Source organism: Stenotrophomonas sp. TWI1183 (assembly GCF_039673115.1).
Lineage (GTDB): Bacteria > Pseudomonadota > Gammaproteobacteria > Xanthomonadales > Xanthomonadaceae > Stenotrophomonas > Stenotrophomonas maltophilia_AA.
In genome coordinates, this window is record NZ_JBDJKZ010000004.1 from 189,950 (window position 1) to 212,771 (window position 22,822).

Annotated in this window: 16 protein-coding genes; 10 read left to right on the plus strand and 6 right to left on the minus strand. The window is 66.9% G+C overall.

The genetic code is table 11. The features are described 5' to 3' along the window. Positions 1-6 precede the first annotated feature (6 nt). From ABE434_RS06140 to ABE434_RS06170, 7 genes are all read left to right on the plus strand, one after another. On the plus strand, positions 7-3,066 hold the full coding sequence (locus ABE434_RS06140; protein WP_346478195.1) for a TonB-dependent receptor: 3,060 nt from the start codon (positions 7-9) through the stop codon (positions 3,064-3,066). 226 nt (positions 3,067-3,292) lie between these two features. After that, positions 3,293-4,906 carry a glucoamylase family protein gene (locus ABE434_RS06145; RefSeq protein ID WP_176989446.1) on the plus strand — a complete coding sequence of 538 codons (1,614 nt, stop codon included), beginning with the start codon at positions 3,293-3,295 and terminating at the stop codon, positions 4,904-4,906. A 33-nt stretch (positions 4,907-4,939) separates the two neighbouring features. Further along, positions 4,940-6,256 carry a sugar ABC transporter substrate-binding protein gene (locus ABE434_RS06150; protein ID WP_346478196.1) on the plus strand — a complete coding sequence of 439 codons (1,317 nt, stop codon included), beginning with the start codon at positions 4,940-4,942 and terminating at the stop codon, positions 6,254-6,256. Beyond that, positions 6,253-7,134, plus strand: a complete 882-nt coding sequence (locus tag ABE434_RS06155) for a sugar ABC transporter permease (protein ID WP_176989447.1) — start codon at positions 6,253-6,255, stop codon at positions 7,132-7,134. The genes ABE434_RS06150 and ABE434_RS06155 overlap by 4 nt, the downstream gene beginning before the upstream one ends. Continuing rightward, complete coding sequence (locus ABE434_RS06160; RefSeq protein WP_176989448.1) at positions 7,131-7,967, plus strand: carbohydrate ABC transporter permease; 837 nt, start codon at positions 7,131-7,133, stop codon at positions 7,965-7,967. The genes ABE434_RS06155 and ABE434_RS06160 overlap by 4 nt, the downstream gene beginning before the upstream one ends. Further along, positions 7,964-11,146, plus strand: a complete 3,183-nt coding sequence (locus ABE434_RS06165) for a discoidin domain-containing protein (RefSeq protein ID WP_346478197.1) — start codon at positions 7,964-7,966, stop codon at positions 11,144-11,146. Before ABE434_RS06160 ends, ABE434_RS06165 begins: the two co-directional genes overlap by 4 nt. A 17-nt stretch (positions 11,147-11,163) precedes the next feature. Further along, a complete protein-coding gene (locus ABE434_RS06170) occupies positions 11,164-12,024 on the plus strand; it encodes an endonuclease/exonuclease/phosphatase family protein (protein WP_346478230.1) in 861 nt (286 codons plus the stop codon). 279 nt (positions 12,025-12,303) lie between these two features. Here the strand turns inward: ABE434_RS06170 and ABE434_RS06175 are convergent, their stop codons facing one another. Next, positions 12,304-15,843 carry an Rne/Rng family ribonuclease gene (locus ABE434_RS06175; protein WP_346478198.1) on the minus strand — a complete coding sequence of 1,180 codons (3,540 nt, stop codon included), beginning with the start codon at positions 15,841-15,843 and terminating at the stop codon, positions 12,304-12,306. 443 nt (positions 15,844-16,286) lie between these two features. Here ABE434_RS06175 and ABE434_RS06180 point away from each other — a divergent pair, with 443 nt between their 5' ends. After that, on the plus strand, positions 16,287-17,225 hold the full coding sequence (locus ABE434_RS06180; RefSeq protein ID WP_019182886.1) for an RluA family pseudouridine synthase: 939 nt from the start codon (positions 16,287-16,289) through the stop codon (positions 17,223-17,225). Positions 17,226-17,350: 125 nt separating this feature from the next. Here the strand turns inward: ABE434_RS06180 and zupT are convergent, their stop codons facing one another. The 3 genes from zupT to ABE434_RS06195 all read right to left on the minus strand — a co-directional run bounded on the left by zupT (position 17,351) and on the right by ABE434_RS06195 (position 19,109). Further along, a complete protein-coding gene (gene zupT / locus ABE434_RS06185) occupies positions 17,351-18,160 on the minus strand; it encodes a zinc transporter ZupT (RefSeq protein ID WP_176989452.1) in 810 nt (269 codons plus the stop codon). Between the two features lie 183 nt (positions 18,161-18,343). Then, positions 18,344-18,763 carry an energy transducer TonB gene (locus tag ABE434_RS06190; protein ID WP_179458505.1) on the minus strand — a complete coding sequence of 140 codons (420 nt, stop codon included), beginning with the start codon at positions 18,761-18,763 and terminating at the stop codon, positions 18,344-18,346. 4 nt (positions 18,764-18,767) lie between these two features. Beyond that, positions 18,768-19,109, minus strand: a complete 342-nt coding sequence (locus ABE434_RS06195; protein ID WP_176989454.1) for a 4a-hydroxytetrahydrobiopterin dehydratase — start codon at positions 19,107-19,109, stop codon at positions 18,768-18,770. 90 nt (positions 19,110-19,199) lie between these two features. On the opposite strand from ABE434_RS06195, the gene ABE434_RS06200 reads away from it, so the two are divergent. Further along, positions 19,200-19,799: an NfuA family Fe-S biogenesis protein gene (locus ABE434_RS06200; protein ID WP_176989455.1), complete on the plus strand. Its 600-nt coding sequence runs from the start codon at positions 19,200-19,202 to the stop codon at positions 19,797-19,799. Positions 19,800-19,808: 9 nt separating this feature from the next. Continuing rightward, positions 19,809-21,572, plus strand: coding sequence for a hypothetical protein (locus ABE434_RS06205; protein ID WP_346478199.1), 1,764 nt, complete (start codon positions 19,809-19,811; stop codon positions 21,570-21,572). 108 nt (positions 21,573-21,680) lie between these two features. Here the strand turns inward: ABE434_RS06205 and ABE434_RS06210 are convergent, their stop codons facing one another. Then, positions 21,681-22,127, minus strand: a complete 447-nt coding sequence (locus tag ABE434_RS06210; protein ID WP_176989457.1) for a barstar family protein — start codon at positions 22,125-22,127, stop codon at positions 21,681-21,683. Further along, a complete protein-coding gene (locus ABE434_RS06215; protein WP_346478200.1) occupies positions 22,124-22,597 on the minus strand; it encodes a ribonuclease domain-containing protein in 474 nt (157 codons plus the stop codon). Before ABE434_RS06215 ends, ABE434_RS06210 begins: the two co-directional genes overlap by 4 nt. Between the last annotated feature and the right edge of the window lie 225 nt (positions 22,598-22,822).

Below are 22,822 nucleotides of genomic sequence, written 5' to 3' on the forward strand. Positions count from 1 at the left end.
AGTTACATGACGTATTCCAATCACCGCAACCGCGCGCCCGCACGCAGTCTGTTGTCCAGCGCGCTGGTCACCTGCCTGATGCTGGGCGCCGCCCCGACCGTGATGGCACAGTCGGCCACCTCGTCGCTGCGCGGCCAGGTCGCCGAGGCTGCCGCCGGCACCGAAGTCACCGCCACCAACGTGGCCAGCGGCACCGTGCGCCGCGCCACCACCCGTGCCGATGGCAGCTACTCGCTGATGGGCCTGGACCCGGGCACCTACAACGTCGTGGCCAATGGCCAGACGCAGAAGGTGACGGTCACCGTGGCCTCGACCGCGACCCTGAACTTCAGCGGCGCGCCGGCCAACGGCAGCACCGCCAACGCCACCAACCTGGACACGGTCAACGTCATTGCGCCGACCCTGCTGCAGGAAGTGCGCACCTCCGAAGTGGGCAAGACCGTCAGCCTGCAGCAGATCCAGACCACCCCGCAGGTGTCGCGCAACTTCCTGGAATTCGCCGACGCGGTTCCGGGCCTGATCTTCACCCGTGATGCCAAGGGCAATACCTCCCTGCGTGGCGGCGCCACCAACTCCGATGGCACCAACGTCTACATCGACGGCGTGGGCCAGAAGAGCTACGTCAAGGGCGGCGGCGTCGCCGGCCAGTCCGGCAGCGCCGGCAACCCGTTCCCGCAGCTGGCGATCGGTGAATACAAGGTCATCAGCGGCAACTACAAGGCCGAGTACGGCCAGGTGTCGAGCGCGGCCGTGACCGCGGCCACCAAGTCCGGTACCAACGAGTTCAAGGGTGAAACCTTCTACCGTTACACCAACGAAGACATGCGCGCCAAGACCCCGGCCGAGCGTCAGGCTGGCCAGACGAAAGAGGCATCGGCCGAGAAGGAATACGGTTTTGCATTGGGTGGCCCGATCATCCAGGACAAGGCCCACTTCTTCGTGACCTATGAAGCCAAGCGCTTCGACCTGCCGGTCACCATCGCGCCGGACGGCGCGGTGAGCAGTGCCGCCGGCCTGCTGCCGGCCGACGGCGCCGCAGGCCTCGGCCCGGCCAGCCAGCCGTTCCAGCAGGATCTGATCTTCGGCAAGATCGACTTCGAGCCGACCGACAACGATCGCATCGAGCTGACCTTCCAGGACCGTGATGAAACCCAGTCGCAGTTCAGTGGCCAGACCGCGCCGGAAGCCGGCCGCGAAGTGGTCAACACCGACCGTCGTTACGCCCTGCGCTGGAACCACAGCGGCGAGCGTTACTACAACGAGCTGATGGTCACCCACGAAGATTCGTTCAACAACCCGACCCCGCTGACCCTGGCCAACGGCATCACCTACACCGCACCGGACGGCACCGAAGACCGCACCGTGGTGAAGATCGGTGGCGCATCGGCGCTGGATTCGCAGGTGAAGGGCCAGAAGGGCTGGTCGATCGAAGACAACCTGACCCTGGACGGCATCGAGTGGCAGGGTGACCACACGATCAAGATGGGTGCCAAGTACAAGCAGATCGACCTGTACGCATCCGATGCCGCGCAGATCAATCCGACCTTCACCTACAGCCTGGGTGATCCGGACTTCCCGTCTTCCATTCCGTACAAGGCGCAGTTCGTCAAGCCGGTGACCGGCGTGTCGGGCGTGTCGGGCGAAGTGCGCTCGAAGTCCAAGCAGATCGGCCTCTTCATCCAGGACGATTGGCAGGTCAACGACCATCTGCAGCTGAACCTTGGCCTGCGTTGGGACTACGAGAAGACCCCGTCCTACCTGGACTTCGTGACCCCGCAGCAGGTGGTCGACGCGATCTACTCGCAGGATCCGCGTGCGGCCGCTGGCCAGACCTACGCCGATTCGCTGGCACTGGGTGGCCTGAACATCGGCGACTACATCAGCAACGGCCACAACCGCAAGGCGTTCAAGGATGCCTGGCAGCCGCGCCTGGGCTTCTCGTATGACCTCAACGCCGACGAGCAGCACGTGTTCCACGGTGGTGCCGGTCGTTCGTATGACCGCGATCTGTTCGACAACCTGCAGCTGGAAACCACCAAGCTGGCCCTGCCGCAGCCGACCATCTACTTCCGCAACCCGGGCACCGGCACCTGCATCGACGGCCAGGCCGCCTGCTATGACTGGAACCCGAACCTGCTCAACGGCATCGGCAACCTGCAGGCCCTGGTCGGTTCGACCAGCAATGCCGGTCTGGAAGTCGACCTGCTGAACAACAACCTCAAGGTGCCGTACTCGGATCAGTTCAGCTTCGGCATGAGCAACCAGGTCGGTGACTGGCTGACCGATGCGACCATTTCCCGCACCCTGAGCTACGACGGCTTCGCCTTCACCCTGGGCAACCGTTACCCGACCGGCCAGTTCTTCGATGACCCGCGCCTGTGTGGCGGCACCGACCCGGGCCTGAGCCAGGCCTGGAGCTGCAACGTGCCGGGCTTCGGCAGCCTGATCATCGGCCAGCAGGGCATCAAGACCCGTGCGACCCAGGTCCTGCTGTCGGCGCAGAAGCCGTTCACCCAGGAAAGCGGCTGGGGCACCTCGGTGGCCTACACCTGGACCACCGCGCGCCACAACCGTGACATCAACGAGAAGTACGCGTTTGACCGCGGCCTGATCGAAGACTATCCGACCATCCGCTCCAACGGCGCGCCGCGCCACCGCCTGGTGGTCACCGGTTCGTACGCGGGCTTCTGGGGCATCACCTTCGGTGGCAAGGTCACCCTGGCCACCCCGACCGCCGTCAACGACTGGTACCCGGTGCCGCAGGCCAGTGGCTACAACCTGCCGACCCCGCAGGCAGCTGTGCCCAACGCCAATGGCAAGTTCCTGGTGGGTGGCAAGATCTTCGGCTACCGTTCGGTCGATCTGCAGGCGACGAAGACGTTCAAGATGCCGGGCGAGACCGAGCTGTACGCGCGCATCGACATCATCAACGTGTTCAACTTCGACAACTTCTCCACCTACAACTACGTGAAGACCAACGGCAAGCTGCAGGCCAGCTACAACGAGACCGGCGACATCATCGGTACTCCGCGTCAGGTCAAGGCCGAAGTCGGCTTCCGCTTCTGATGCAGCAACGGCCCCGTCCTCGGACGGGGCCGGTTTCATGGCAATGGCTGGCCCTCGGGCCAGTCCATTGTCCAGGCCGGTGCCACGGAGGGTGGCAGCGGCCTGGGCAATGACCCGCCGCTTTCGACCACGCATGCGTGGTTTTTTAAAGCGGCGTTCTGTAAACGATTTCAGGTCATTGGACGTTATGCTTCCCAGTCACGAACACCGCACAAGGAGTTGGCCCATGCAGGCACGCCACCTGTTGACCGCTGCGACGATCAGTCTCGCCGCCGCTGCCTGTCAGCCGCAGGCCCAGCAGGAGCCGGCCAAGCCGAAGCCGCCCGTGATTCTGGTCGAGGCGGATGTGCCGCCGCGGCCGATGAAGCCGGAGCTGCCGCCGCTGTTCGACGATATCGAACGCCGCACCTTCCAGTTCTTCTGGGATACCACCAACGAGGTCAACGGGCTCAGCCCGGACCGTTACCCGTCGCGTCCGTTCGCCAGCATCGCTTCGGTGGGTTACGCGCTGACCGCCTATCCGATCGGCATCGAGAACGGCTGGGTCAGCCGCAACCAGGCGATCGACCGCACCCTGCTGACGCTGAAGTTCTTCCGCGACCTGCCGATGGGCCCGCAGCGCACCGGCAAGGGCGGCTACAAAGGCTTCTACTACCACTTCCTGGACATGCAGGAAGGCCGCCGCTACGACAGCTGGGTGGAACTCTCCAGCGTGGATACCGCGCTGCTGATGATGGGCGTGCTGTTCGCGCAGTCCTATTACGACGGTGACGACGCGCGCGAAAAAGAGATCCGCGAGATCGCCGACACGCTGTACAAGCGCGTGGACTGGCCGTGGCTGCAGCAGCGTGCGCCGCTGATCTCGATGGGCTGGTTCCCCGAGAGCGGCTTCATCGATCACGACTGGATGGGCTACAACGAGGCGATGATGGTCTACATCCTCGCGCTCGGCTCGCCGACCCATCCGGTCAGCCCGGACGCCTGGACGGTCTGGACGCGTACCTACGACAACGACTGGGGCGTCTACCAGGGCCAGGAATACCTGTCCTTCGGTCCGCTGTTCGGCCATCAGTACACGCATGTGTGGGTCGACTTCCGCGACATCCAGGATGCCTACATGCGCGAGCGGGGCAGCACCTACTTCCTCAACAGCCGCTCGGCGGCCCTGGCGCAGCGCGAATACGCGATCGCCAACCCGATGAACTGGAAGGATTACGGCCAGAACGTGTGGGGCCTCACCGCCAGCGACGGCCCGCAGAACACCACCCAGGAATACCGCGGCGAGCAGCGCCAGTTCCGCCATTACTCTTCGCGCGGCGCCGGCCTGCGCGAGAACTTCGATGACGGCACCATCGCGCCGACCGCGGCGATCTCCTCGATCGTGTTCGCCCCGGAAGAGGTGATCCCGGCGGCGGTGGAGATGCACAAGCGCTACGGCGACTACATCTATTCCAGTTACGGCTTCCTGGATTCGTTCAATCCCAGCTTCAACTACGACATCCCGATCAAGACCGGTCGCCTGGTCCCGGATCGCGGCTGGGTGGCCAGTGATTACATCGGCATCGACCAGGGCCCGATCCTGACCATGATCGCCAACTACCGGAATGATTTCGTCTGGGATGTGATGAAGAAGAATCCGCACATCCGCAAGGGCCTGGAACGCGCCGGCTTCACCGGTGGCTGGCTGACGCCGGAAGGCGAGGACCAGCCGATGGAACTGCAGAAAGATGAAAAGGCCGCCTCGGCGCGCTCGGTCGGCATCGCCGAATCGCGCGCGGCAGCAGCCCAGGAACAGAAGAACAATTCCAATTCGAACCGCAACCAGCAGCAGGGGAAGTAAGCAGTGCCATCGTCGTCGCGCCCGAAGCTGGGGTTGAGTCTGTTGCTGCTGATCGTCGGCAGCCTGTTGTTGAGTGCCTGCCGGAAGGAACCGGAAGGAGTGACCGTGCGTTTCTGGGCGATGGGTCGCGAGGCTGAAGTCGTCACCGGTCTGGTTCGCGAGTTCGAGGCCGAAAACCCGGGCATCCATGTCGATGTGCAGAACATCCCCTGGACGGCCGCGCATGAAAAGCTGCTGACCGCGTTCGCCGCAGAAGGGCTGCCGGACGTGTGCCAGCTGGGCAATACCTGGATTCCCGAATTCGCCGAACTCAACACCCTGACGCCGCTGCAGCCCTACGTGGCGCAGTCGAAGGTGGTGGACCCGGCCGATTACTTCCAGGGTATCTGGGATACCAACGTGATCCATGGCGAGCTGGTCGGCGTGCCGTGGTACGTGGATACGCGCCTGCTGTACTACCGCAAGGACCTGCTGGCCAAGGCCGGCTATGACCACCCGCCGCGCAGCTGGGACGAGTGGAACGACATGATGGCGGCGATCAAGAAGATGCAGGGTCCGAACCGCTACGCGGTGCTGATGCCGATCAACGAGTTCGAGCAGCAGCTGTCCTTCGCCCTGCAGCAGCCCGATCCGCTGCTGCGCGATGAGGACACCCGCGGCAACTTCAGCAGCCCGGGCTTCCGCAGGACGCTGGGCTTCTACGAGAACATGTTCGCGCAGGGCTGGGCCCCGCGCATGTCCGAGACGCAGATCTCCAACGTCTGGGACGAGTTCTTCCGGGGCTTCAATGTGTTCTACGTGTCCGGCCCCTGGAACATCCGCGAGTTCAAGAAACTGCAGCCCAAGGAGCTGGAAGGGCAGTGGGGCACGGCCGCGCTGCCGGGTCCGGATGGCCCGGGTGCGGGCATCGCCGGCGGGACCAGCCTGGTGATCTTCCGCGATTCGAAGCAGAAGGAAGCCTCGTGGAAGCTGATCGAGTTCCTGTCGCGCCCGGCGATCCAGGAGCGCTTCCATTCGATCATCGGCGATCTGCCGCCGCGGCGCAGCACCTGGGAGTATCCCTCGCTGGCCAACGATCCACTGGCGCAGCCGTTCCGCGACCAGCTCGAGCGGGTCAAGCCGACCCCGAAGGTGCTGGAGTGGGAGCGGATCGCCCAGGAAATGCGGATTACCACCGAACAGGTGGTGCGTGGTGGCCTTGACCAGGATCAAGCAGTGAAAGAGCTGGATGCACGCGTGGACAAGGTCCTCGCCAAACGCCGCTGGATGCATGAGCAGCACCGCCAGGAATCCTCCGGGGTGAGCGACAGGCAGCACTCCAGTGCCGTGGCCACGGAGGCGGCACCATGAAGCAGCGTTCGCTTGCCGGCTGGATGTTCGCCGGTCCGGCCATCCTGGTCATCGCCGTGTTCTTCGGCCTGCCGGTGTTCTCGGCGCTGGCCCTGAGCATCACCGATTTCGACCTGTATGCATTGTCCGATGGGGACAATCTGCGCTTTGTCGGCCTGGGCAATTACATCGATCTGCTGCAGACCCCGATGTTCTGGAAGTCGCTGTGGAACACGACGTATTTCGTGATCGTCGGCGTACCGCTGTCGATCGCGGTGTCGCTGGGCGCGGCGATCCTGCTCAACGCTCCGGCCGCACGCTTCAAGGCGCTGTTCCGCACCGCGCTGTTCGCCCCGGTGGTGACCACCCTGGTGGCGGTGGCGGTGATCTGGCGCTACCTGTTCCATACCAGCTACGGCCTGGTGAACTATGGCCTGGGCCATCTGGGCATCAGCCCGATCGATTGGCTCGGCGACCCGAACTGGGCGATGCCGACCATCATGCTGTTCGCGGTGTGGAAGAACTTCGGCTACAACATGGTGATCTTCCTGGCCGGCCTGCAGGCGATCCCGCATGACCTGTACGAGGCCGCCCGCATTGATGGCGCCTCGCGCTGGAAGCAGTTCCTGCACATCACCCTGCCGATGCTCGGCCCGGTGCTGCTGGTGGTCGGCGTGATCACCGTGTCCGGCTACTTCCAGCTGTTCGCCGAGCCTTACGTGATGACGCGTGGCGACCCACTGCAGAGCACCGTCAGCGTGCTGTACTTCATGTTTGAAGAAGGCTTCAAGTGGTGGAACCTGGGCCGCGCCTCCGCGGTGGCGTTCCTGCTGTTCCTGATCATCCTGGGCGTCACCAGCATCATGCTGCGTTTCGGCCGCAAGAGGCAGTTGGTATGAGTCGTGAAATCGGTCAATCGCGCTGGCATGCCTGGTGGGTCAATGGCGGCCTGCTGGTGCTCGCGGTCCTGAGCCTGGCGCCGTTGCTGTGGATGCTGTCGGTGTCGTTCATGCCGACCGGCGAGGCGGCGCATTTCCCGCCCCCGCTGCTGCCGTCCTCGCTGACGACCGCGAACTACCATGAGTTGTTCGCGCGTACCGGCATGGCCAACAACTTCGTCAACAGCCTGATGGTCTCGCTGGCGATCACCTTCGGCTCGCTGCTGCTCAACACCATGGCCGGCTATGCCTTCGCCAAGCTGCGCTTCGCCGGCCGCGAGCGCATCTTCCAGCTGCTGCTGGCCGCGCTGGTGATCCCGGCGCAGGTGGCGATGCTGCCGCTGTTCCTGCTGATGAAGCAGCTGGGCCTGGTCAACAACTTCGGTGGCGTGATCGTGCCGGCGCTGGCGACGGTGTTCGGTATCTTCCTGGTCCGCCAGTACGCCCGTTCGATCCCGGACGAGCTGCTTGAAGCGGCCCGCATCGACGGGGCAGGGGAGCTGCGGATCTTCTTCCAGATCGTGCTGCCGATGCTCAAGCCGGTGCTGGTGACCCTGTCGATCTTCACCTTCATGGCCGCCTGGAACGATTTCATGTGGCCGTTGATCGTGTTGACCGATCAGGAGCACTACACTCTCCCGGTGGCCCTGGCCACGCTCTCGCGCGAGCACATCATGGACGTTGAAATGATGATGGCCGGCGCGGTGGTCACGGTGGTTCCGGTGCTGCTGCTGTTCCTGGCATTGCAGCGTTATTACATCCAAGGTCTGTTGCTGGGGAGTGTCAAAGGGTGAAGCATGCCGTCGTCGCGGTGGGTCTGGGTCTGGTCTGGTCACTGGCGGCCTCGGCCGCACCGCCGGCGACGCCGGTGTTGCCGGCACCCAAGGTGCTGGACAGCTTCGACGACATGAGTCCGTGGAAGCTGGTCGTCTCCGACCAGGTCAGCGGTTCGCTGCGCAGCGTCGCCGGCAGTGGCGGCGGCCGCGCGCTCTGCCTGGACTACGACTTCCACAACGTCTCCGGCTACGTCGGCATCCGACGCGAGCTGGGCATCCAGTACCCGGAGAACTACCAGTTCGGCTTCCAGCTGCGCGGTGATTCCCCCGCCAACGATCTGCAGTTCAAACTGATCGACGCCAGTGGCGACAACGTGTGGTGGGTCAACCGGCCCGGCTACGCGTTCCCCAAGGCGTGGACGCCGGTGCAGTACCGCAAGCGCCAGATCGACAAGGCCTGGGGCCCGGAGACGGACAAGACGCTCAAGCGCAGCGCTGCGATGGAGTTCACGATCTACAGCAAGGTGGGCGGCAAGGGCACGGTCTGTTTCGACCGGCTCACGCTGCAGGGACTGCCGCCGGCCGATACCTCCTCGCTGAGCCCGTCGGTGATCGCCGATACCGCCACCGCGCTGCAGAACCGCATCGTCGATGGCAAGCCGGACACGGTGTGGATCAGCGGCGGCGTGGCCGAACAGACGATCAGCCTGGACCTGCACAAGGTGCGCGAGTTCGGTGGGGCGGTGATCGAATGGCTGCCCGGGCTGGAGGCCACGCGCTACGTGGTGCGTTCCTCGGCCGACGGTCGCGCCTGGAACACGGTGCGCGAGGTGACCGCCGGCGGCGGTGGCCGTGACTGGCTGGCCCTGCCCGATACCGAAGCGCGCTACCTGCGCTTCGACCTGAAAGGCGGCCCGAGCTGGCGCTACGGCATCCGCGACATCACGCTGAAACCGCTCGAGTTCGCCGCGACCCCGAATGATTTCGTCCGCTCGGTCGGCGCGGAGCTGCCGCGCGGCTCGGTGCCGCGCGGTTTCACCGGTGAACAGCCGTACTGGACGCTGCTCGGCCTGGATGGCGGCCGCGAGCAGGCCTTGATCGGTGAAGACGGCGCGCTGGAAGTGGCCAAATCCAGCTTCAGCGTCGAGCCGTTCGTGCTGGTCGACAACAAGCTGCTGAGCTGGGCCGACGTCACCACCCGCCAGTCGCTGCAGGACGACTACCTGCCGATCGCCAACGTCGGCTGGACCCACGACAAGGCCGGCCTGCAGGTAACCGGCTTCGTGCAGGGCACGCCGGACAACGCGCAGCTGGTCGGGCGCTACACCCTGCGCAACCCGGACAAGGTCGCCCACGAGTACACGCTGGCCCTGGCCGTGCGCCCCTGGCAGGTGAATCCGCCGACCCAGTTCCTCAACACCGTCGGCGGCGTCAGCCGGATCGACAACCTGTCGTTCGACCCGACCCACGTGGATGTCAACGGCAAGCCGCGCCTTTACCCGGCGCAGGCACCCGATGCCGCCTTCGCCACCGCCTTCGACAGCAAGCTCGATGTGGTCCACCTGGCCAGCGGCAAGCTGCCGGGCACCACAGAGGTCAAGGACGGCACCGGCCTGGCCTCGGGCGCACTGCTCTACCGCTGGAAGCTGGAGCCGGGCCAGAGCCGCGAGGTGGCCATCGTGCTGCCGCAGACCGGCAACTGGACCATGCCCTCGGCCTTCGACGCGGCCAAGGCGCAGCAGCAGGTCGCCTCGATGTGGCGGACCAAGCTGGACCAGGTGACGCTGCAGGTTCCCGCCGCCGGCAAGCCGCTGGCCGACACGCTGCGCACTTCGCTGGCGCACATGCTGATCTCGCGCATCGGGCCCAGCCTGCAGCCGGGCACGCGCTCGTATTCGCGCAGCTGGATCCGCGATGGCGCGATGATTTCCGAAGGCCTGCTGCGCATGGGCCGCAGCGATGCGGTGCGCCAGTACGTGAACTGGTATGCGCCGTATCAATTCGACAACGGCAAGGTGCCGTGCTGCGTGGATTCGCGCGGCAGCGACCCGGTGCCGGAGAACGACAGCCACGGCGAGTTGATCTTCAACATCGCCGAGTACTGGCGCTACACCGGCGACACCACCTTCCTGGAGGTGATGTGGCCGCATGTGCAGGGCGCCTACCAGTACATGGAGCAGCTGCGCCTGAGCGAGCGCACCGAGGAGAACCGCGCCCGCAACCCGGCCTTCTACGGGATGATGCCGGTCTCGATCAGCCACGAAGGCTATTCGGCCAAGCCGATGCATTCGTACTGGGACAACTTCTGGTCGCTGCGGGGCTACAAGGATGCGGCGATCATCGCCAGCACGCTGGGCAAGGCGGAGGCGATGCAGATCAGCGAATCGCGCGACCAGTTCCGTGACGACCTGCAGGCCTCGCTGCTGGCCGCGACCGCACAGCACAGGATCGACTATCTGCCGGGCTCGGCCGAGCTCGGCGATTTCGATGCAACCTCGACCACCATCGCGCTGGCGCCGGCCGGTGAGCAGGGTCGCCTGCCCCAGCCTTACTTGAACAACACCTTCGAGCGGTACTGGAAAGAGTTCGAAGCGCGTCGGGATGGCAAGCGCGAGTGGAAGGACTACACCCCCTACGAGTGGCGCAACGTGGCCGCCTTCGTACGCCTGGGCTGGCGTGACCGCGCCTGGCAGGCGACCGAGTTCTTCTTCAAGGACCGCGCGCCGCAGCCCTGGAACCAGTGGGCCGAAGTGGTCTCGCGCACGCCGCGCAAACCGTTCTTCCTGGGCGACCTGCCGCATGCGTGGGTGGCCTCGGACTTCGTGCGCTCGGCCTTGGACATGTTCGCGTACAACCGCGACATCGACGACAGCCTGGTGCTGGCCGCCGGCGTGCCGTCGCGCTGGCTGGAAGGCAAGGGGGTCGGTGTACAAGGCCTGCGCACGCCGAACGGGCAGCTGAACTACGCGCTGGTCCGCAACGACAAGCAGCTCACCCTGACCGTGTCGGCCGGGCTGATTCCGCCGGCCGGCGGCGTGGTGCTGCCGTGGCCGTACAGCGGCGAGCCGGGCGCCACCATCATCAATGGGGAGCCGGCGGAATGGGTGGGGGGCGAGCTGCGCGTGATGCAGGTGCCGGCCAAGGTCGAGATCGAGATTCCGGCGTCGGTACGCCGGGCAGAGCGCAAGGCACCGTAATGCGGCAGATGACGAAGATGATGGGCGGCCTGATGGCCGCCGCGCTGGCGTTGGCGTTGGCGCCACTGCCTGCGTGGGCGCAGGCCACCGGGGCAGGGCAGGAGATGACCATGGTCACCTTCAACCTGCACCACGACCGCGAAGACTGGCCGGCCCGCCGCCAGGTGATCCTGCGCGAACTGCAGGCACTCAAGCCTGACGCGATCGCGCTGCAGGAAGTGATCCAGAAGCCCCACGTGCGCAACCAGGCCGCGTGGCTGGCGCGCAAGCTCGGCTACGACTACCAGTTCGTCTCCACCGATCCGCCGGGGCGTTTCAAGCGCTACGGCAATGCCCTGCTGACCCGTCGCCCGGTGTTGTCGCGCAACGACCACCTGCTGGCACCGATCAACGACTACCGCACCGTGGCGCATCTGCGCATCGATGTGGACGGCCGCCCGGTGAATGTCTACGCCACGCACTTGAACGAGCGATCGGATGCGGCAGGCAGCCGCATCCGCGGCGAGCAGGTCGCGGACCTGCTGGCGTTCATCGCGCAGACCGCGGGCGACGCACCGGTGGTGGTGGCCGGTGACTTCAATGCGCTGGTGGATGCCGGTGACCTGAGCGAGCTGCGTAATCATTACGGCGACAGCTACGGCAGCGTGCACGTCAACAACGAACTGGCCCAGGTCAGTACGCTCAACCGGCACTACTACGAAGCACCCTCGCGCATCGACCACATTTTCTTCCAGCAGGACAGGTTGCTCGCCCGCGAGGCGAAGATCCTGTTCGACCAGCCGTATGCCGATGGCCGCTGGGCCTCGGATCATTACGGTGTGTGGACCCGCCTGCAGTTTGCGCCGGGCACCGGAAACGCCGGGGCGACGACGCCCTGAGGCACGCGCTGCGTCGTCGGTGACGGCGTAGCGCGCGAATGGTCGCATCCACGCATGGCGTGGATCTACCCTTGATGGGTCCGATGCGGAATCCACGCATGGCGTGGGTCCATCCTTGATGCGTCCGATGGCATGGGTAGATCCACGCCATGCGTGGATGCTCTCAGCGCCGCCATCATGACCGCCGTCTGACGCACGCCGCTTGCTGCGCCATTCAATACCCCAAACGCAGACAGCGGCCCGAAGGCCGCTGTCTGTTTGTTGCGTCACTCACCCAGGTCAGGGCGTGTCGTTCTTTTCCTGCTTTTCCTGGTCAGCCTTGTCGCCTTCGTCGGCCTGCGGGGCATCGGTCGGGATGTCCTCGCGGGCTTCGGCCTGCGCAGCCTGTTCGGCAGCGTTGGTGGCGGCCGGGGTTTCGCTGACGGCCGAACCGAACAGCTGACCGTTGTGCACGACCGGGCCGGCCGAGGCCGATTCGGTACGGGCCTGCGGGGCTGCCGACTGTGCCGGGGCCTGGGTCGCGTCGACGGCATCCAGCATGCTGGTCTGCACCGGCGCGGCGGTCGGCTCCTTCACTTCCTGCGCAGCGGTCTCAATGACCGGAGCGGCCGGAGCAGCCACCGGAGCCGGAGCCGCCGGAGCAGCGACCGGGGCCGGAGCCACCGGAGCAGTGACCGGGGCCGAAGCCGCCGGAGCAGCGGCCGGAGCCGGAGCCGCCGGAGCAGCGACCGGAGCCGGAGCCACCGGAGCAGCAACCGGAGCCGGCGCCACCGGAGCAGCGACCGGAGCCGGCGCCGCTGGAGCAGCTGCCGGGGCCGGAGCCGCCTGAGCAGCTACCGGAGCCGGAGCAGCTACCGGGGCCGAAACCACCGGAGCAGCCACCGGCTCAACCGGACGCGCAGCTTCCACCGGCGCGGCCGGCTGAGCAGCAATCGGACTCGGCCTCGGGCTTTCCACGAACGGCACCGGGTCGTTGTAGGAGGCCGGCGCTTTCTCGGTGATCGGCTCGACTGCCGGGGCAGACGCCTTCTCAACGACCGGGGTCGGAGCCTTCTCGGCAACCGGTGCAGCCACCGGGGCCGGGGTCGGCTCGGCGTGACCGGCGGTCACGACCGGGCTGCTGACCACGGCGACCGGCGCCGCGGCAGCGACGGCCGCCACGGGAGCCGGGCGCGGGGCCTGGACCGGTGCGGGCGCAGCGGCCGGCGCGTTGCCGGATTCGTCGTCGAACTCGAACTCGGGCTGAGGCTGACCGTTGTTGGCCACCTGACGCTCGGCCGGGGCAGCGGTGCCGCCGTCCTGATCGCCGTCCTGGTCGTCGCCATCGTCATCCAGACCGTTGTCGTCACCGTTCAGGCCATCGCTGCCGGCAGCCTGCTCGCCGTTGCCACGACGACGGCGACGGCCACCGCGACGACCACGACGACGGCGCGAGGCGCCTTCACCGGTACCGTCTTCGGCATTGGCCGGCGCGTCACCCTGTTCGATGGCGTCGGTGTCGCTCAGCTGTGCATCCTCGGCCGGGGCGGCCTTGGCCGTTTCCTGGACGTGGGCGGCCGGCGCGGCGGCATCGGTGGCCACCACGGCCGCCGCAGCGATCACGGCGGCGTCGGCAGCGACCGGTGCAGTGCTGGTCGGCTTGGGTGCATCGGCCTGCGGCTGGCGCGCGGGCTTTTCGCTCACGGCCGGCTTCTCACCCTCGTTCTGCTGCGGCTTGGCCTGGCCGTTCTGGCCCTGCTTCTGCTTCAGCTTCGGCTGCTGCTGGTCATTGCGCGGTTCATTGCGCGGCTTGGCCGGCTGCTGCTCGTTGCGCGGCTTGCCCTGGCCGGGTGCCTGCACCTGCGCGGCGTTGCCATTGGCCGGTGCGGCGGCGGTGTCCTGGCGGCGCTCGTCGCGACGCTCGCCCTTCGGGCCGCGTTCGCCACGCTCACCACGGTCCTTGCCACGGCCCTGTGCCTGCGCATTGCCGTTGCCACTCCGTTCGCCACGCTCATCGCGACGTCCATTGCGGTCCTTGCCGGTGCGATCCTTGTTGCGACCGTTGCGGTTGCCGTCCTGGCCCGGGCGGTTGCTCGGCTGCGGTGCGGCGGCCGGGGCCGGCTCGCCACCGAAGATGCGCTTCAGCCAACCCACCACGCCGGTTGCAGCCGGGGCGGCAACGGGGGCGGCGACCGGGGCCGGTGCGGCTTCCGGTTCCGGGGCTTCGCGCACCGGGGCCGGCTGGCTGTGCTTGACCTGGGTCACCACCGGGGCGACCGGGATGTTCAGCTGGGCCTTGGTCAGCGCGTGCACCGGCAGCTTGCGCGGGGTGCCGCGCTGGTAGCTCGGCTTGCCGCTTTCTTCGCCCAGCTCGTTCTCGCGCAGGCGGGTCACTTCGTAATGCGGGGTGTGCAGCTGCTCATCGGCGACGATCACGATCGGTGCGTCATGGCGCTGTTCGATCTCACGCAGCGCACTGCGCTTTTCGTTGAGCAGGTAGTTGGCGATCTCGACCGGGGCCTGGACCAGCACCTGCCCGGTGTTCTCCTTCATCGCATGCTCTTCAGCCACACGGATGATGGACAGCGACAGCGACTCGACGCTGCGCATGCGGCCATGGCCGTCGCAACGCGGGCAGACGATCTGGCTGGATTCGCCCAGGCTCGGACGCAGGCGCTGGCGGCTCATTTCCATCAGGCCGAAGCGCGAGATGCGGCCCAGCTGCACGCGCGCACGGTCGTACTTGAGTGCGTTCTGCAGGCGGTTCTCGACTTCGCGCTGGTGCTTGTTGGAGGCCATGTCGATGAAATCGATGACCACCAGGCCGCCCAGGTCGCGCAGGCGCAGCTGGCGTGCCACTTCGTCGGCTGCTTCCAGGTTGGTCTGGAAAGCGGTGTCCTCGATGTCGCTGCCCTTGGTGGCGCGCGAGGAGTTGACGTCGATAGCGGTCAGCGCTTCGGTCTGGTCGACCACGATCGAGCCGCCGGACGGCAGGCGGACGTTGCGTTCATACGCGCCTTCGATCTGCGATTCGATCTGGAAGCGGTTGAACAGCGGGATGTCGTCCTTGTAGTGCTTGAGTTTGCGCAGGGTCTGCGGCATCACCTGCTGCATGAATTCCTGGGCGGTCTCGTACAGCTCTTCGGTGTCCACCAGGATCTCGCCGACATCGGCGCGCAGGTAGTCACGCAGGGCGCGCACGATCAGGCGCGATTCCTGGTAGATCAGGAACGAGGCCGGCTTGGTCAGCGCCGCTTCGGCGATCGACTTCCAGACCTGCAGCAGGTAGTCCAGATCCCACTGCAGCTCTTCGGCATCGCGGCCGACGCCGGCGGTGCGGATGATCACGCCCATGTCGTCGGGGATGTTCAGCTTGTCCAGCGCTTCTTTCAGCGCGGCGCGGTCTTCGCCCTCGATGCGACGCGAGACGCCACCGGCGCTCGGCGAGTTCGGCATCAGGACCATGTAGCGGCCGGCCAGCGAGATGAACGTGGTCAGGGCAGCGCCCTTGTTGCCGCGCTCTTCCTTGTCCACCTGGACCACGACTTCCTGGCCCTCGCGCAGCAGCTCGCGGATGCCGGCCTTGTTGTGGTCGACGCCCGCCTGGAAGTAATCGCGGGAGATTTCCTTCAGCGGCAGGAAGCCATGGCGCTCGCCGCCGTATTCGACGAAAGCGGCCTCCAGCGAAGGCTCAAGGCGCGTGATGCGGCCCTTGTAGATGTTCGACTTCTTCTGTTCCTTGGACGGCTGTTCGATGTCGATGTCGTACAGCGTCTGGCCATCCACGATGGCTACCCGCAGCTCTTCAGCCTGCGTGGCATTGATCAGCATTCGCTTCATTCTTGCGTTCCTCGCGCGCTGCTACCGCGCGGAACGCCATGGGGTTTCGCTTCTGGTCACGCTTCACCGCCCATCGCGCATGCGCGGGGAGGGCAGTTTGGGTTTCCAGCGCTACGACACCACGGCAGGCCGCGGGAGCGCTTCATTTTGTTTTGGTTTGGGTGTTACTGGGCCGGAGGCAGCTTTCAGCCAGGCTGGAGCGCCACAGGGACATGTTCAGCGCGAATGCGTGTCAGACATCCGGCGATGGCCGGGACCGCCGGTGAGCCGCTAACATGGCCGCCCCGGGGGCGGTGGCTGCGCACTGTGCCGGAATCGAGGGAAGTCGGGCTTCTGGCCCAGAGCAACTTCCAACGAAATCAATCCCTTATCTCGCCCGCCGAGTGTAACAGAATAAAAGGCCAATGACCGTTACCGAGCCCACCCCCAAAGCCGCTGAAGCCATGACCAGCGTACGTATCATCACTGTCCCGGCCGACCGCGCCGGGCAACGCCTGGACAACTTCCTGCTCGGCCAGCTCAAGGGTGCACCGCGCAGCCTGATCTACAAGCTCGTCCGCAGTGGCCAGGTCCGCGTCAACGGCGGCCGCGCCAAGGCCGAGCGCAAGCTCGAGGGCGGCGACGAAGTGCGGGTTCCACCCGTCCGTCTCAACGAGGAGGGCGACAAAGCGGGCCCGCCCGCCGCGTTCATGAAACGACTGGAAGATGCCATCGTGTTCGAAGACGATCGGCTGCTGGCGCTGAACAAGCCGTCGGGCGTGGCCAGCCACGGCGGCAGCGGCATCAGCTTCGGCGCGATCGAAACCCTGCGCGCGCTGCGCCCGGGCAAGACCCTGGAGCTGGTCCATCGGCTGGACCGCGACACCTCGGGCCTGCTGATCGTGGCCAAGAAGCGCTCGGCCCTGAGCGAGCTGCAGGCGCTGCTGCGGGAAGACCATGGCGCCGGCATCCGCAAGCGCTACCTGACCCTGCTGGCGGGCCGCATGCCCGATGGCACCATGACCGTGGACGCCCCGCTGCACGTGGGCCTGCGCCAGGGCGGCGAGCGCCATGTCCAGGTCAACCCGATCGGCAAGGAGTCGATCAGCCACTTCAAGGTGCTGGAGCGCAAGGGCGGGCATTCGTACTGCGAGGTGCGGATCGAAACCGGCCGCACCCACCAGATCCGCGTTCACGCCCAGCATCTGGGGCATCCGGTGGCCGGTGACGACAAGTACGGCGATCCGGACGTCAACAAGCGGCTTCGTGAGCAGATCGGGCTGAAGCGCCTGTTCCTGCACGCGGCCTCGCTGGAGTTCGCGCTGGACGCGGGCAAGACGCCGTACCTGATCAATGCACCGCTGGCCGAGGAGCTGGTCGAGGTGTTGAACCGGTTGAAATAGTGTCGGCGTAGGCCGCAGCGACGGGGTAGGTGCCGACCGTTGGTCGGTACGCGCCCACGCCAATCACCCCAGGCCGGCATGACCAACGGTCATGCCCTACCGCTTCCCGCCCACACGGGCCAGCGTCACCACTTGAACAGCACCAGGCTGATCGCCAGGCTGCCCATGCCGGCCACCAGGCCGTAGACGGTCTCGTGGCCCTTGGCGTAGCGCTTGGCCGCGGGCAGGAGTTCGTCCAGGGCCAGGAACACCATCACGCCCGAAATGATCCCGAACACCCAGCCGAAGGTGGCGTGGTTGAGCACCCCGGACAACAGGACATAGCCGATGGCCGCGCCGATCGGTTCGGCGAGGCCGGACAGCAGGCTGGCGCCGAACGCGTAGAACTTGTTCTGCGTGGCGAAGTACACCGGCACCGCGATCGCGATGCCCTCGGGGATGTTGTGGATGGCGATGGCGAAGGCCAGTGGCATGCCCACCGACGGGCTCTCCAGCGTGGCGAAGAACGTCGCCAGGCCCTCCGGGAAATTGTGCGCGGTGATCGCCACGGCGGTCAGCAGGCCGACCCGTTTGATGTAGGCCTTGTTGTTGTCGCGGAACAGCGGATCCTGCTTGTCCAGGCTCTCGTGCGGGTTCGGGATCAGGTGGTCGATCACCACGATCAGCAGCACGCCGACCAGGAAGGCCGCAGTGCCGTAGGCGAAGCCCAGCCGGGCGTCATAGGCCTGGGTGAACGAGTCGATCGCCTTGTTGAGGATCTCGGTCAGCGAGACGAAGACCATCGCGCCGCCGGCGAAGGCCAACCCGAACGCCAGCAGGCGCGGGTTGGGCCGGCGTGAGAACAGCACCATCAGGCTGCCCAGCGCGGTGGCCAGGCCAGCGGCCAGGGTCACCGCCAGGGCGATCCATACGTTTTCACTGGAAATATCAGGCATCCGCCAACGCGTCCTTGTACGAGAAAAGTGCGCCATGCGGTCCCCGCCTCCCCGCCGGACCGCTGAAATGCGGTGCTGCGAGGGGGCGGTGTTCACCGGGCGCGTGGCGACGCGTCGATCCGACGGGCGCCTTAACGATCCATGATGCGCGGTTTGCGGCGGCTGACCTCAACAACGCGGCGATCAGCCGCCGCGACGCAGCCGTTCTTCGACCGCGAAGCACTGGTCGGGCTTGGGCTGCGGCGGATTGAAGCTGACCGGCACCTGGATCGTGGTCGAGACCGTCTGCCCGGCGCGGGTAGCGGCCTTGAACTGCCAGGCCTGCACGGCTTTCTGTGCCTGCTCGTCGAGCTGGGCGTTGCCGCTGCCGCTGGCGAGCTGGACCTGGCTGGGCTGGCCGTCGGCCGCGATGGTCACCTTGAAGGTGCTGGTGCCGCCGATCCCCTGGCAGGCCAGTTCGATCGGGTACTCCGGTGGCGGCGTCTTGACCGCCGCGACCTCGGTGGGGGCGGCGACCGGGGCGGCCGGTTCGGCGGGCGTCTTGTTGCAGCCCGCCAGAGCGACCAGGGCAAGGCTGGACAGTGCGATGTACGGCAGTTTCATGGGCTTACTCCGTCAGGGCCGAGGCTTTCGCCGCGCAGATGAAGTCGTTCTCGCTCAGGCCACCCACGTCATGGGTGGAGAAGCGCACCACGGCGCGGTCGTAATGCACGCCCAGGTCCGGGTGGTGGTCTTCGCGATGGGCCACCCAGGCGAGCGCGTTCACGAAGGCCATGGTGCCGTGGTAGTTGTCGAAGCGGAAGGTACGGGTCAGCGCCTGGCCGGCCTCGGCCAGCTCCCAGCCCGGGACCTGGGCCAGCAGCTCGGTGACCCGGGCGGCGCCGAGCTTGTGGTCGCTGCCTTTGCGCGGCACGCAATGGGCTTGGGCCAGCGGAATCAGGTCGGCCATGGGTTCCTCCACATCTGGATGACTGAACAATGCGCGGTCGGGTGTATAAACCGAATGAGCGCATAACAAGGGATTGGCTAGAATAGCCCGATGATCCAGATATCCGACACTGCCCAATCCTATTTCCGCAAACTGATCGAGCGTGAGGCCGTGCCCGGCATGGGCGTGCGCCTGACCGCCGTCGATGCGGGCACCCCGCGCGCCGATGCCCGCCTGGAGTTCGCCGATCCCAGCGAACTGCTCGGTGATGAGTGGGCGGTGGACTGCGATGGCTTCACCCTCTACGTGGCCGCCACCAGCGTGGCCTGGGTCGATGGCGCCGAGATCGATTTCGTCACCAATGCGACCGGCAGCCAGCAGCTGACCATCAAGGCGCCCAAGATCAAGGGCGAGGCGCCGACGGAAGGTTCCTCGCTGGTCGAACGCGTGCGCTGGGTGGTGGAGAACGAAGTCAATCCCCAGCTGGCCTCGCATGGCGGCAAGGTCGCGGTGCAGGAAGTCTCGGCCGAGGGCGTGGTGCTGCTGCGCTTCGGTGGCGGCTGCCAGGGCTGCGGCATGGCCGACGTCACGCTCAAGCAGGGCATCGAAAAGACGCTGATGGGCCGCGTGCCCGGCATCACCGCGGTGCGCGACGCGACCGACCACGACAGTGGCGACGCGCCGTACATTCCCCGCGGCACGGCTGCCTGATCGCACTGCGTGCCACTGCGCCGGGCTGACGACATCCTCGATTGGCTGCTGGCTCGCCAGCCGGACAAGCGCATTCTCGAAAAAACCACGGGCCTCCCTTACGGGTGGGGCCTGTGGCTGCGTGGGTTGTCGCCGCTGCCGCGGCCGTTCCGCGCCAGCGAGGTGCTGGCCGAGCTGGCCCAGCGCGCGCCTGTTCCGCACGGCGGACGCCTGCCGGCGCTGAGTTTCGCCCAGGCAATGCGTCGCCTGCTCTGGCAGGGCTGGGATCCGGCGCCGCGCGACCAGCGCTGGATGCGCTGGACCTCGGCGGTGATCAGCGCATTGCTGCATCTGATGTTCGCCCTGTTGCTGCTGTGGGTCGCCTTGATCCGGCCGCCGAGCGAACCGGAGCAGGGCGGCGAGAGCGGGCGCGTGCAGGTGGCCTTCGTGGGCCGCGGCACCCCGCAACAGGAGGAAGGCGGCCAGCCGGCCGCCGAACCGGCGACCGCGGAAGCCGCCCGTGCTGCAGCGGCCGACAGCGCCCAGGCGGTGGCTTCGGCCGGTGCCGACGCGCGTGAGCCGTCTGCCTCGGCGCCGCAGCCCGTCGCCGCGCCTGCACCGCCCAGTGAACCGCAGCTGGCGCCTCCCGCGCCGTCGACGCCCGCGGTGGAGCAGCCTGTGCAGGCGACCGAGGTCGCCCAGGCCACGACTGATTTCGTGGTGCCGCCGACCAGCGTGCCGCGCACCGAAGTGCGTGTGGTGCCACGCGACCCGCAGGACATCGCCGTGCGCGAGCGCACCGTGGTGACCGTGGAAGCACCGACGCCGCGCAGCACCGTACCCACGCTGCGCCCGGCCGAACCGCAACTGCGGACACCCGACGTCACCGTCCAGGAGCGCCAGGTCACCGTGGTCGAAGCACCCGCTCCGGCCGTTACGGTGCCCGGCCCGCGGGTGGATGCCACGCTCCCGCAACGCGAACTGCAGGTGCGTGAGCGCGAGATCCGGCCAGTGACCGCACCTGCGGTGACGGTGGCGACGCTGCCCGCGCGCGAGGTCACCGTGCCGGGCCGATCACCGGAGGTCGCCGTGCGCGAACGCGCGGTGCCCAATGCCGCGCCACGCCCGGAACCCCCTTCGCCGACCGCGGCAAGCAGTACCGCGACGGCCCCGGCAGCGTCCCGTGCCAATACCGCCGCCAGTCCTGCCGCCAGCGCGTCGAGCACCAGCGCGGCCAATGCGACGCGTGCGCCGGCCCGGCAGACGGCAGCAGCGCCGGGCAGCTGGGCCACGCCGAACCGCGCGGACGACTGGGGTGCGGCCAACCATCCGCAGGATGCCGATCTCAATGGCCGGGCCGTGAGTGCGACCCAGGGCAACGGCGGCAGCCTGTTCAAGGCCGATGGCAGTGTGCGCGTCCCGGCCCAGGCCGGCGCCGGCAATACCGAGCGCGGCGCGCCCGGTGGCGACAAGGACGGCTGGAGCAAGGAGCGCATCGCGCAGTCCGGCACCTGGCTCAAGCGCCCGCCGTACGACTACACCCCGACCTCGTTCGACAAGTACTGGGCACCCAACGAATCGCTGCTGGCCGAATGGGTCCGCAAGGGCATCAAGTCGGTCGAGATCCCGATCCCGGGCACGAGCTCGTCGATCTCGTGCGTGATTTCCGTCCTGCAGTTCGGCGGTGGTTGCGGCCTGAGTGATCCGAACATGCAGGACCAGCCCGCCATCGCGCGGCCGCCGCCGGACATCCCGTTCAAGAAAGACCTGCAGGAAGACAACGGCAGCCGCTGAGGCGCGGCCTCGGCGGCGGGTAGAGCCACGCCATGCGTGGCTGCGAGGCGCCGTGACACCCGGCCGGAATGCAGCCACGCATGGCGTGGCTCTACCGGATGCTGGGCGTTACGGTGCGGCGTCCGCGTCCAGTTCCACGTCCGCATCCTGCAATGCGACGAAGGCCCAGAACGGCACGTTGCTGTCGCTCCAGTAGCGGCTGGCTTCGTCGAGCACCTCCAGCAGCGTGTCGAACTCCGCGCCGGCCTCGCTGCGCAGGGCATCGGCATCACTGAAGAACAGCGCGTAGCCGTTGGCCGGCAGCCACGCCAGGTCACGCAGGTTGTCGGTCAGCGCATCCCAGTTGCCGCCGAAGCCGGTCGGGAAGTCCAGGCGCGCGGCCAGTCGCATCAGCAGCGTGCGCTTGTCCTGGCAGCCGGCCAGGTCGATCTGGATCACGCGCAGGCCGGCATCGCGCATCGCCGCCGACAAGGGGGCGACATCGTCATTGCCGATCGCATAGATGCCGGCGTTGTTGATGTCGTGCAGGCCCAACTCGAATCCGTCATGCGTCATTGCCAGCTCCCGGCAGGTGGAACGTCGAAACTGCGGAACGTTTCATAGTGATCATCGGTATAGAACCAGCCAGTAGGGGGTGTGCCGCCGGTGACGATGCGCCGCGCGCCGCGATTGCCGGCGCCGGGCGTGTCCACCGTGTATTCGTGGTAGTAGCCGCGCGGTCGCTGCGGCAGGCGTTGTTCGCGGTTGCTGAAAATGCTGCCGTCCTGCCGGTGCGGGAACGGGCCGCCGCGCTGGATCAACGCGATGGTGTCGCGCGCTTCGGCGGGCAGGAACGGAGGCAGCGGATCGCGCGCCGCCTTGGGCGCCGCTGTCGATGACGCCGCTGCACCGGCGGCCGACGCACTGTCCGGCTGGGTCAGCGACGGGGCGAACTGCGGCGCGGGCGGGCGCTGGGCCAGCTTGATGGCGGCCAGGCCACCGACCAGCAGCACGATGGCGATCAACAACAGCAGCGGCTTGCGCATGAGGGGCCAGGGGCGATGGGCGAGGGGACTACTCTACTGCGATCATCGACCTGCACGGTGAGGCCCAGCCGAACAGGCGTGCTGCACTGTGATGGATGCCGTGCCGCCTGCGTGTGCCGTCACTTTCGCGTAACGATCCCGACACGCGATCGACCGCGCAGGACGAAGTTTCCTTTACATGGCCCTTGGTAAGCTTGTCGGCCATCCCCATCATCGACACCGCAA

Excerpts from the sequence above, each read along its gene's own strand:
- ABE434_RS06200 (WP_176989455.1), top strand. The coding sequence starts at position 19,200 with ATGATCCAGATATCCGACACTGCCCAATCCTATTTCCGCAAACTGATC.
- ABE434_RS06140 (WP_346478195.1), top strand. The coding sequence starts at position 7 with ATGACGTATTCCAATCACCGCAACCGCGCGCCCGCACGCAGTCTGTTG.
- ABE434_RS06180 (WP_019182886.1), top strand. The coding sequence starts at position 16,287 with ATGACCAGCGTACGTATCATCACTGTCCCGGCCGACCGCGCCGGGCAA.
- ABE434_RS06145 (WP_176989446.1), top strand. The coding sequence starts at position 3,293 with ATGCAGGCACGCCACCTGTTGACCGCTGCGACGATCAGTCTCGCCGCC.
- ABE434_RS06210 (WP_176989457.1), bottom strand. The coding sequence starts at position 22,127 with ATGACGCATGACGGATTCGAGTTGGGCCTGCACGACATCAACAACGCC.
- ABE434_RS06155 (WP_176989447.1), top strand. The coding sequence starts at position 6,253 with ATGAAGCAGCGTTCGCTTGCCGGCTGGATGTTCGCCGGTCCGGCCATC.
- ABE434_RS06195 (WP_176989454.1), bottom strand. The coding sequence starts at position 19,109 with ATGGCCGACCTGATTCCGCTGGCCCAAGCCCATTGCGTGCCGCGCAAA.
- ABE434_RS06160 (WP_176989448.1), top strand. The coding sequence starts at position 7,131 with ATGAGTCGTGAAATCGGTCAATCGCGCTGGCATGCCTGGTGGGTCAAT.
- zupT (WP_176989452.1), bottom strand. The coding sequence starts at position 18,160 with ATGCCTGATATTTCCAGTGAAAACGTATGGATCGCCCTGGCGGTGACC.
- ABE434_RS06190 (WP_179458505.1), bottom strand. The coding sequence starts at position 18,763 with ATGAAACTGCCGTACATCGCACTGTCCAGCCTTGCCCTGGTCGCTCTG.
- ABE434_RS06170 (WP_346478230.1), top strand. The coding sequence starts at position 11,164 with ATGATGGGCGGCCTGATGGCCGCCGCGCTGGCGTTGGCGTTGGCGCCA.
- ABE434_RS06175 (WP_346478198.1), bottom strand. The coding sequence starts at position 15,843 with ATGAAGCGAATGCTGATCAATGCCACGCAGGCTGAAGAGCTGCGGGTA.
- ABE434_RS06215 (WP_346478200.1), bottom strand. The coding sequence starts at position 22,597 with ATGCGCAAGCCGCTGCTGTTGTTGATCGCCATCGTGCTGCTGGTCGGT.